This is a genomic window from Vulcanisaeta sp. JCM 14467 (assembly GCF_001316245.1).
GTDB lineage: Archaea > Thermoproteota > Thermoprotei > Thermoproteales > Thermocladiaceae > Vulcanisaeta.
Genome location: NZ_BBDM01000002.1, coordinates 132489 through 141518, shown reverse-complemented (window position 1 = coordinate 141518; position 9030 = coordinate 132489). Strand labels below are relative to the sequence as shown.

At 46.8% G+C, this 9030-nt stretch carries 15 protein-coding genes and 1 pseudogene; 10 read left to right on the top strand and 6 right to left on the bottom strand.

The window, feature by feature from the left end:
* The first annotated feature begins 47 nt into the window (after positions 1 to 47).
* On the top strand, positions 48 to 983 hold the full coding sequence (locus tag JCM14467_RS02820; RefSeq protein ID WP_054849071.1) for a D-2-hydroxyacid dehydrogenase: 936 nt from the start codon (positions 48 to 50) through the stop codon (positions 981 to 983).
* 156 nt (positions 984 to 1139) lie between these two features.
* Complete coding sequence (locus tag JCM14467_RS02815; protein ID WP_054849070.1) at positions 1140 to 1412, top strand: hypothetical protein; 273 nt, start codon at positions 1140 to 1142, stop codon at positions 1410 to 1412.
* Positions 1413 to 1415: 3 nt separating this feature from the next.
* On the opposite strand, the gene JCM14467_RS02810 is transcribed toward JCM14467_RS02815, so the two are convergent.
* Positions 1416 to 1745: a DsrE family protein gene (locus JCM14467_RS02810; protein WP_054849069.1), complete on the bottom strand. Its 330-nt coding sequence runs from the start codon at positions 1743 to 1745 to the stop codon at positions 1416 to 1418.
* Positions 1746 to 1799: 54 nt separating this feature from the next.
* Between JCM14467_RS02810 and JCM14467_RS15210 the strand changes: the two genes are divergently transcribed.
* Both JCM14467_RS15210 and JCM14467_RS15205 read left to right on the top strand, forming a co-directional pair.
* A complete protein-coding gene (locus JCM14467_RS15210; protein WP_252900509.1) occupies positions 1800 to 2078 on the top strand; it encodes a hypothetical protein in 279 nt (92 codons plus the stop codon).
* On the top strand, positions 2063 to 2539 hold the full coding sequence (locus tag JCM14467_RS15205; RefSeq protein ID WP_252900508.1) for a substrate-binding domain-containing protein: 477 nt from the start codon (positions 2063 to 2065) through the stop codon (positions 2537 to 2539). Before JCM14467_RS15210 ends, JCM14467_RS15205 begins: the two co-directional genes overlap by 16 nt.
* Before the next feature lie 452 nt (positions 2540 to 2991).
* On the opposite strand, the gene JCM14467_RS02795 is transcribed toward JCM14467_RS15205, so the two are convergent.
* The 4 genes and pseudogenes from JCM14467_RS02795 to JCM14467_RS02780 all read right to left on the bottom strand — a co-directional run bounded on the left by JCM14467_RS02795 (position 2992) and on the right by JCM14467_RS02780 (position 4971).
* On the bottom strand, positions 2992 to 3219 hold the full coding sequence (locus JCM14467_RS02795; RefSeq protein ID WP_054849067.1) for a type II toxin-antitoxin system CcdA family antitoxin: 228 nt from the start codon (positions 3217 to 3219) through the stop codon (positions 2992 to 2994).
* Positions 3220 to 3287: 68 nt separating this feature from the next.
* Positions 3288 to 4144, bottom strand: a pseudogene (locus tag JCM14467_RS02790) (TIM barrel protein).
* A 57-nt stretch (positions 4145 to 4201) separates the two neighbouring features.
* The gene (locus tag JCM14467_RS02785; protein WP_054849066.1) at positions 4202 to 4576 is read right to left on the bottom strand and encodes a nucleotidyltransferase domain-containing protein; all 375 of its coding nucleotides are present in this window, start codon (positions 4574 to 4576) and stop codon (positions 4202 to 4204) included.
* Positions 4543 to 4971, bottom strand: a complete 429-nt coding sequence (locus tag JCM14467_RS02780; protein WP_054849065.1) for a HEPN domain-containing protein — start codon at positions 4969 to 4971, stop codon at positions 4543 to 4545. The genes JCM14467_RS02785 and JCM14467_RS02780 overlap by 34 nt, the downstream gene beginning before the upstream one ends.
* Positions 4972 to 5010: 39 nt before the next feature.
* Here JCM14467_RS02780 and JCM14467_RS19760 point away from each other — a divergent pair, with 39 nt between their 5' ends.
* From JCM14467_RS19760 to JCM14467_RS02765, 4 genes are all read left to right on the top strand, one after another.
* Complete coding sequence (locus JCM14467_RS19760) at positions 5011 to 5619, top strand: radical SAM protein (protein WP_342765445.1); 609 nt, start codon at positions 5011 to 5013, stop codon at positions 5617 to 5619.
* Positions 5616 to 6119, top strand: coding sequence for a hypothetical protein (locus tag JCM14467_RS19755; protein ID WP_342765444.1), 504 nt, complete (start codon positions 5616 to 5618; stop codon positions 6117 to 6119). Before JCM14467_RS19760 ends, JCM14467_RS19755 begins: the two co-directional genes overlap by 4 nt.
* A 235-nt stretch (positions 6120 to 6354) precedes the next feature.
* Complete coding sequence (locus JCM14467_RS02770; RefSeq protein ID WP_252900507.1) at positions 6355 to 6735, top strand: hypothetical protein; 381 nt, start codon at positions 6355 to 6357, stop codon at positions 6733 to 6735.
* Positions 6736 to 6785: 50 nt separating this feature from the next.
* A complete protein-coding gene (locus JCM14467_RS02765) occupies positions 6786 to 7799 on the top strand; it encodes a hypothetical protein (RefSeq protein ID WP_054849063.1) in 1014 nt (337 codons plus the stop codon).
* Here JCM14467_RS02765 and JCM14467_RS02760 read toward each other — a convergent pair.
* Complete coding sequence (locus JCM14467_RS02760; RefSeq protein WP_252900506.1) at positions 7789 to 8064, bottom strand: hypothetical protein; 276 nt, start codon at positions 8062 to 8064, stop codon at positions 7789 to 7791. The two genes, JCM14467_RS02765 and JCM14467_RS02760, sit on opposite strands and share 11 nt — an antisense overlap.
* 247 nt (positions 8065 to 8311) lie before the next feature.
* Between JCM14467_RS02760 and JCM14467_RS19305 the strand changes: the two genes are divergently transcribed.
* Both JCM14467_RS19305 and JCM14467_RS02755 read left to right on the top strand, forming a co-directional pair.
* A complete protein-coding gene (locus JCM14467_RS19305; protein ID WP_256359191.1) occupies positions 8312 to 8440 on the top strand; it encodes a hypothetical protein in 129 nt (42 codons plus the stop codon).
* Positions 8441 to 8634: 194 nt separating this feature from the next.
* Positions 8635 to 8922 (top strand): hypothetical protein, encoded by a 288-nt coding sequence (locus JCM14467_RS02755; RefSeq protein WP_054849061.1) that lies wholly within the window; start codon positions 8635 to 8637, stop codon positions 8920 to 8922.
* The last annotated feature ends 108 nt before the right edge of the window (positions 8923 to 9030 follow it).

The window sequence follows — 9030 nt, the reverse complement described above, 5'->3', positions numbered from 1 at the left end:
CAATATAGGTAATAATGCTTAAAAACAATGACCTATTTAGACAATGAATGGTCAGGGCATTAATAACGGACCCCGTGGACGAATACATAGTGAACGAACTAAGCAAGAACGGCATAACCGTCGATTACAAGCCCGGTATCAACAGGGATGAGTTGATGAGCATTATTAAGGATTACGAGGTATTAGTGGTTAGGAGTAGGACGAAGGTAACCAGAGAGGTGATTGATGCGGCGAGTAGGCTCAGGGTTATTGCTAGGGCTGGCGTTGGCCTCGACAATATCGACGTTGAGTACGCCAGGTCAAAGGGAATCGAAGTACTCAACGCGCCAGAGGGCTCAACACAGTCCGTGGCGGAACTAGTGATTGGTCTTATGGTCGCAGCTGCAAGGCTAGTGGCCCTCCAGGATAGGCTGGTCAAGGGTGGTGAGTGGCCAAAGGGTAAGTATGTGGGTACTGAGTTATTCGGTAAGGTCCTCGGCGTGGTCGGCTTCGGCAGGATTGGACAGAGGGTTGCTGAGCTTGCCAGGGCTATTGGTATGAAGGTTCAGGCCTATGACATAGTCGACCTTAGGGATAAGGCTACTAAGCTGGGTGTGGATTTCGTGGATTTTGAGATATTGATTAGAAGTAGTGATTTCATAACAATACACGTAACCCTAACACCAAGCGCAAGACACATGATTGGGGAGAGGGAGTTCCAAATGATGAAGGATGGCGTAATAATAATCAACACATCGAGGGGTGAGGTTATAGATACGAAGGCACTACTCAAGGCCTTGAACGACGGTAAGGTGGCTGCGGTGGCCCTGGATGTGCTCGAGAACGAACCGCCAAAAGAACCTTGGGAAGTTGAGTTGGTTAGGCATCCAAGGGTCATAGTGACTCCACACATTGGTGCAGAGACCAGGGAGGCCCAGAGGAGGATTGCTGAGATACTCGTTGATAAGATCATTAAGTACCTAAGGACGAATAACCTAATTTAGTGAGGATGGTTGTTTGACAAGGGGGACCTGACGACCTGCATCATCGTGGGCTTTCAAAGCCCTCTCCGCAGGCATATTTCGATTTGCTGCAGGGATTTATTTACATTTCTTCACGGAACTATAAAGATTTAATACTGCATTGCCATAATCACGTCAATGACGGACCTGGAGACTGTTGTAAATAAGATAATCGATACGGTCAGGGAATTGGGTATTAAGGCGAGCGTTGAGGAGTATGGGCGTGAGAGGGTTATAATCCTCGAGCTTGGTGAGGACTTTGGAATCTACGTGTCCGTGGTTTGCAATAATGATTGTGATGTTGAGTATGCCATTGGTGATGAGAACTTCACATTTAAACCAAGCCAACTGGACCTCCTAAAGAGGGCTGTGGACATAATTGACAGGTTGAACAAGGAATTAGGTAAATGATGCTCATAACTTAAGGTAGTACCACCCCTCGGCTTGCCTACGCACTATCTCGGCAACGCCTGCATTAACGATCTTCACACCCTCGATCAATTGATCCTCGGTTATGTTCCTACTCCTCATGGAATTTCTGCAGGCAACCACGGTAACCCCACGCCTCATCAATTCCTTAATCCTCTCCTCAACCCTACTACCCTTAACCACGGCGTTTATTGCCGATTGATGAAAAACAACCTCAACCTCCGCATCGGGCATTTCATTGATTAGGTTGTTGCATGAGGTTATTGCCTGATCCACACTGTCTATATCCGAAACCTGCACCACAACCCTAAACATCGACTAACCCAGGGAGAAACCCGTTTAAAGAGCTTCCCCATTTGGCAATGGCTAATGAGCGGTGCCGACATAGCACTACCAAGCTTCAACGTGATCAGTGACGTGAGGGGCTCACTAAGCGGTGTGAAGATGAGCCTGGCAGGTAATCAATGGTTTGTAATCAACGAATTACTAAACCTACTAAGGGCTAAGGGGTTCACGGTGTACGTCGAGACAATACCACCGGGACTAGTCCTCAGGAGAGCCTTGGGAGAGCCACTGGTCATTGGGGACTTGGTCATTGACGTTAGGCCCGATATCGTATCCCTACCACTGGGATGCTCGAGAAGCTAAGCGTAAGGGATAAGTTCGAGTACGTGGAGAACGACTTAGCCATAGTTTACACAGGCGAGCCAGTCAATGACTGGTGCGAGTTGAGGGGTAGGAGAGTCGCAGTACCAAACCCAATCACCGAGGGCATTGGCGAGTTATTCAGGGAACTATACACGGAGTACTGTGGCGATTACACCGAGTTCATAGGCAGGGGATCCGTGTACCTAACGAGGATACACCACAGGGAAATACCACAACTACTACAGAACGGGATCATAGACGCGGGGGTCGTCTGGAGGACCAAAGCCATATACTGGGGCTTTAAATACACGGCACCGCCAAGGAATAAAACCGGCAAACTAGCCTTCGCCCTAATGCCCTGGGCAAGCGAGGAAGCAGCGAGACTATTCGAATTCTTAAGGAGCGACGACGTCAAGCACCTCTATGAAAAGTACGGATTCAAATGGGTCGCGAAGCCCTAAGTCTACTGCCTACTCCTGCCTATGAAAGCATCATTGGTCTTAACCACCACGTCCTTACGTAATAATTCGATGATAGCCCTCCTATTATCATCAATTTTTCTTAATCAATCTCTTATCATCCGTCACTAACGTTAAGTCCTCCTAAGATGCGGTAGTAACGTAGGCAGCATCGTAATAAGCCAGCCTAATTTTCATAGCTAATTTAAGTACCATTTCGGGACTCCTCGGCTTAATTATGTTCATATAATTGTTAATAGTCCATAATACATCTTCGTACATGGTTGAAGCTTCATTCTCCGTTAAATACCTGAGTAATACGGTCTCTTTCCAGATCACATTACCAATCTCATATATCGTTAAATCAAGTACATAGTTATTACGTAAAAAAATTTATTGCATTCTTACCTAATGTTTAATTATGTTTATAATCGACGAAGCATCAAATAAATAGCTCATCTCTCCTCACGGCTAGACCTAATGGCCTCCACGATCTCCTCATCAGGTATCTTACTAAGTATTTGAGCCGCCTCATCAAGGGCCCTGGCTAATTCCTCCTCCTCGGCCTTCCTGACCGCTTCCTCAAGCGCCTTCCTTATTACGTCGCTAATCGGTATGTTATACTTCTTCAATTTCTCCCATAACTCCCTCTTAATCTTTGCGGAGACCGTTACATAACCCATACAAGTATTACTATTAACAGTAGTACTATAAACCTTAACTCCAATTAAGCGCATACAATATCATTGCTTTAATGTAACCCCACGAGGACGTTATTGTACTTGAGTAGTATTTCCTTCATCTTGAGTGCGTCCTTCTCGAGTAGTGGGGATTCATTTATTATGGTTATCTCAATATCCTCACTGCCCAACTCCTTGGCTAGTGGCTCGAATGGTGGGTTGTTCGTGTCAATGGGCTCATGCTCATCAACCACTCACCCTTCTTGTACTTAACGCAGGTAAAGTGGGTGTGCATTGGTTGATCGCCGAAGTACTCATGCCACATGTTAAGCACAGCCCTATAATCAATCGAGCCACCATTCCTGGCAAACACGTGGCCCCAATCAATCACGGCAACCACCTGCGGGTGATTAATCTCCTTAACGAGCCTAAAGGTCTCCTCCAAACTACCAAACTGGCTCTTCCTAGCCATGACCTCCAAACCAAGCTTCACATTCCTAATGCCATTCTCCTTCATCCAATCAACAACCCTCAAAACACCCTCCTTAACAGCGTTATAACAACCCTCCGGACCAAGCTTACCGTAGTAAGCCGGGTGGAAGACGACGACAGTGGCGCCCATGGCCTCACCCCTATCCAGGGACTCCTCAAGCCTCGCAATACTCGCCTCAACCTTCTCCCCCTCCTCACTGCACAGGTTTATGAAGTACGGTGCATGCACGGAAAGCCTGACGCCCAATTCCCTAGCAACCTCACCAGCCTCCTGAGCGGCCTCCCTCGTCATCCTAACACCCTGAACAAACTCAACCTCCATAGCATTAAGCCCAACCTCACTAACATACCTAATACCATCTATCGTACCAGCACTCCTCTTCCTCTCCTTAGCACCAAGCGGTATACCGGCAGGACCAAGGTAAACCCTCGCCATTAAAATACGCATTGAGGAACCAACTAAAGAACTTTGCCTCAGCGCCCACCAAATAAATCAATGAGTAATACCCAAGCACCCCCTAGCCCCAGCAACCAACCCATCAGCAATACCAAGCTCATCCTTAAGAACCACACCAATGGCTATGTCCAGGGCAAGGGGGTAGCACCGCCCAACGATACGAAGAATCTCATTAACATTGAACACCAAAACCTCAACACCAGGCGGCGTATCAAGATCAAGCAACCTCCTATGCGGCGGCCCACTAAAATCACCAATAACCACCACATCCACATCACTATCCACCGAAAAATCACCCCTGGCATACGAACCAACCAGAAACACCGTACCACGAACCTCCTCAGCAACACGCCTAACCAACTCAAGGGCCCTCCTCCTCAACTCCTCACGCCACCTAATAACCTCCTCCATAAATCCTCAACAAACCCAATAATCACCTCAGCAGCCTTAATAGCCATTTCCGCATCATCAGCCGTGAAGTACTCGTATGGAACACCCTCACTCCAGGCATCAACATACCTAGTCGGCACATAAAACTTATCAAGAAACTTCCCCAAATCCAGGACATCACCAGGGACCTGAACAATACCACCTAAAGCACTAAGCAAATGAGTAATAGAAAGTCCACTTACGGGCCTACCAACACCATAAAGAACAGCTTTAACGGCAAACTCCGAGGCTTGGTGAGCTTTAAAGCACGCCCAATTGTAATCCCCACGCTCAGCATCACCCCTCGCCGACTCAAGCGTCCTCCTTGCCATTAACATCCACCTATTAAACTCCTCAACATCAACACCAAGACTCATAATCCCTAGGACTGAACCAAGTTAATAAGGATATAAAGGGTGAACCACGAGGTATTACTAATGCCCATTTACTCATGGCCGCTGAGGGTCTACAAAGTATCAAGCGATTTACTCAGGCTACCCAACGTAAGGGAAAGCCCATTCTACGTAGGCCTCGGCAATGGCAGGATCAGGTGCACCCTATGCCACAGACAATGCGCACTATCAAACGGCCAGGCAGGGCTCTGCAGAATGCGCCTCAACATAGACGGAAAACTCTACACAACCACATACGGCCTATTAACGGCAGCTGAGTCAAGGCCCATGGAAATCAAGCCACTATACCACTACTACCCACGCACATCAGCCCTGACGATAAGCACGTGGGGTTGTAATTTTCCCTGCGCATGGTGTCAAAACTGGCACTTATCCAAATTCGCAAGTATCGACGGAGTCTACGTACCACCCGAGAAACTCATTGAGTGGGCCATCGAGAATGGGGATTCGGGCATTAACATAAGCTTCAACGAACCAACACTACTGACTGAGTATGCCATCGATGTTTTCAAACTAGCCAGGGCCAGGGGACTACACGCCTCAATAAACACCAACGGCTACCTAACACCACAAGCCATAAAGGCCTATTCGACGCAGGAATGGACGGGATGAACGCAGACATTAAGGGCGGGCACGAAACGTACAGGCAATGGCTAGCCGCAGACCTCAACAAACTAATGAACACACTCGAGTACGCCATCAAGCTAGGCATACACCTAGAGCTCACATACCTAGTAATACCGGGAATCAACGATGATGAGGCAGACGAGGTAATAAATGCCGTAGCCAAGTTGGGCAGAGACGTACCACTACACATAACGGCATACTACCCAGCACACAAACTAAACAACTCACCAACACCAACCAAACTAATCGAAGACATATGGAGAAGAGCAAGGAAAGAACTCGACTACGTCTATGTAGGCAACATACCCGGCCACCCAGGACAACACACATACTGCCCAAGATGCGGCACCATACTAATCAAAAGATTCGAAGACAGAGTCATCGACGTTAAGTTAGTCGGTTACAAATGCCCAAGGTGCGGCTACGAAATAAAAATAAGAGGCTACATTGGCAGATATGGAAACCTATACAGAAGATTCATATGACAAAATTTTGTAAGTACCAAGAATCAGGATCTTCCTGAGCATGGTAACGACTTTAACGGCCAAACCAGAAAGTGCTTAAAAAGCAATCTGTTAAAATAACCTGAGTAGAGTGGTGATGCGGATGTCTGGTTACTTGGCTGGTAAGTTATTTAAGCAAAACTATGTTTATTTTATTACCTATATCAATAATATTACTGGTAAAATACCTAAGTATTTATTCAAGCATTTCGATATAATGTTCGAACAATTTACTATTATATCAAATAACGTAATCCATACCGTGGACGAACAAGAACGTGGTAAAGTGGGCATTAGTAATGATGGAAAGAATAACAACGCCGCATCGCCAGAGGAGTTACTTAAGAGTAACCCACTCTTCATGGATATCCTGGTTGGTGACTTGGATTATTACCTTGAGTGGGATGAGAAGGCGCTTGGACTATTCATTTACCAAGCCTGGAAATCGGGTAATGAGGAGGGTAAGAAGAGACTTGAGGGCGCAATCGAGGAATTAAGTAAGATGAAGCTGCCGAGGAGGTTCATGAAATTCGTGTACGCCGCAAGGATGGCGAAGAAGCTAATCGAGAAGGAGAAGAAGTTGCTGAATATTATCTAGGTTGCTTAACCATGCCCTTAAATACGGCCTAGTCTCAATCCAAGGCAGTAATGAGCCAAGCAGAGTGCCCGCCGGGTGTTTTGCGTGAGAGACTTAGCGATGCCGTGGGTTGCGCCCGGGTTGTTAGGGTTCAGAGGCGTCGTAGGTACCAGAGCCACCTAATGTTCATTGATGATTTAGAGCTCACGTTTGTGAATGTATGTACCTCGGAGATAAGTACCGTTTGCATAGATAGGAGGTACGTGCTTGAGTACTCCGGAGGACTTACGTATTCCGAGAAATTCGCCATGAAGATTGAGGCATTTGGCCCAGACGGCAGGAGGTTAAGCATACTGAGGAGGGACGAGAGGTGCCTGTTGGACAGGGAGCCGGGCCTGGAATACCTATGCATTAGGCTAAATGAACCCATCAAGCCAGGCAACTACTACGTAATCACACTAACCCACACTGCACAAACGTTAAACGCCAATGTAAGTCGCGAGAGTCGACTAGGGAAACTCATGGATTTCCTAACACCCTACTTCGACGTATACGTATTTAGCCTCATCCATCCAATAAACCAGCCACCAGCACCATGGACCCAAAGCCAATACCACCACTACGAAGTAGTTCCTGAACACCTTGAAATACACAGCAGCATGGCCAGGATAGTGCAAGAACGGCTGAACACAATACCTAGTGGTAAGTTAAGTCTCATAGCAAGCGACCCCAAGAACCTGGCCTTTGGGTTCACAATCAGCGGAACAAACAATCCACCACCAATCCCCATATACGTAAGGCTCACGCTCAATGGACTGTATAAGGCCTTTTCCTGGATGTTTCAATTACTCAGTATAGCCACCATAGCACTATCATGGACCACATCCGCCCTACTCCTAGGGCACACAACCCACCTACTCAACACCCTACTCACCCTATTAACAACCCTAGCCCTACTCCTACTAGGCAACTACATAGTCATCCCCAAACAAGCACCAATAAAATACTTAAGACTACAAATACTCACATACACCGTGATGACCTCAATAATATCACTAATCACCATCACAATAATCAAAGCCTAACGGCCAACCCATAACCCTCACAAACCCCAGCACAACAACCACACCCAAGTCCTACCACCAGTCTCAACGGACTGAGCACCTCGCCCATCACCGTGAGCAAGCCATAATCACAGCCTAACACAATATACCTCGGCTTACCTAAACACCCCTCACTATCCCGATTCCAGCAGACTCGTCGCTCACTAAAATGAAGTCCAAGCCACCTAACCCTCACCCCAGCAATGACCTTATGCTCTAACCTCAAGCAAACAACCACAAAGACCACGCCTAGCTTCAAGCAACCATAGCCAAAAATAAGCCTGACACCAGCGAGGAACGCCCCGGGAATCCCCTAGACCGTAGGTTACACCCACCAAGCCAATCACGGCAATAATAAATACCACGCACAACACCAAGAAACAAGCCCCTGCAACCATGGAGCTCGTCAGCATAGCCATTAATGAGACTGGGGACACGGGTTTAAGTCAGCCACCGTATGCCACCTTGAGGTTAATGGTGACGTAATAATTGAGGTGAGGAGTGGGGACAGCATGGCAATGAAGTTGATCAAGGCAAAGGACCCAACCAAAGCGCTAAGGAAATTCTACGAGAATGAGGAAGTCATGAAATGTACGCCACTGCAACAGACCCAATTGGAATAACCTGGCTTTTGGGGAACTACCCATCCAAGCCATTATTCAGTAAATGAGTCGTTAAATACGAATAAAACAACAATCAATCATTCAATCATTTAATTAAGTAATTACTGACGGACACAACTCATCATGGTAATATATTTTGAACTTAGTGAATTCCACGCTGGCATTTTTATTGTGAACCAAGAATAATACCCAGTATGGACATAAGCGAGCTTATTCAGAGCAGCATTATATCGGCATTAACGGATTCGCTGATTGACAAGCCGAGGGAAGTAAGGATTCTCCAGGTAATTACCTGGGTAGGTGCTGGCATAGCCCTTTGGGGCTGTGACGGCGTGCTGAGGAATCCCATTTTTACGGGCATATTATTAATCGCAGTCCTCGCGAGCATAGTAATGTTACACAGGCGTGCAAATGAATTAGTGAATGAGCTCACGAATGACATCACACCAATTAATGAATTGCTCATAAGCCAGGCAACATAGTCGAGACCATCAAGCGACTTGAGGGGAGGAACATAATCGATGACATTAGCATAATCATTAAGAAAGGTAAGGGCATCAAGAAATTACTACAGTACTCACCAATTCCTC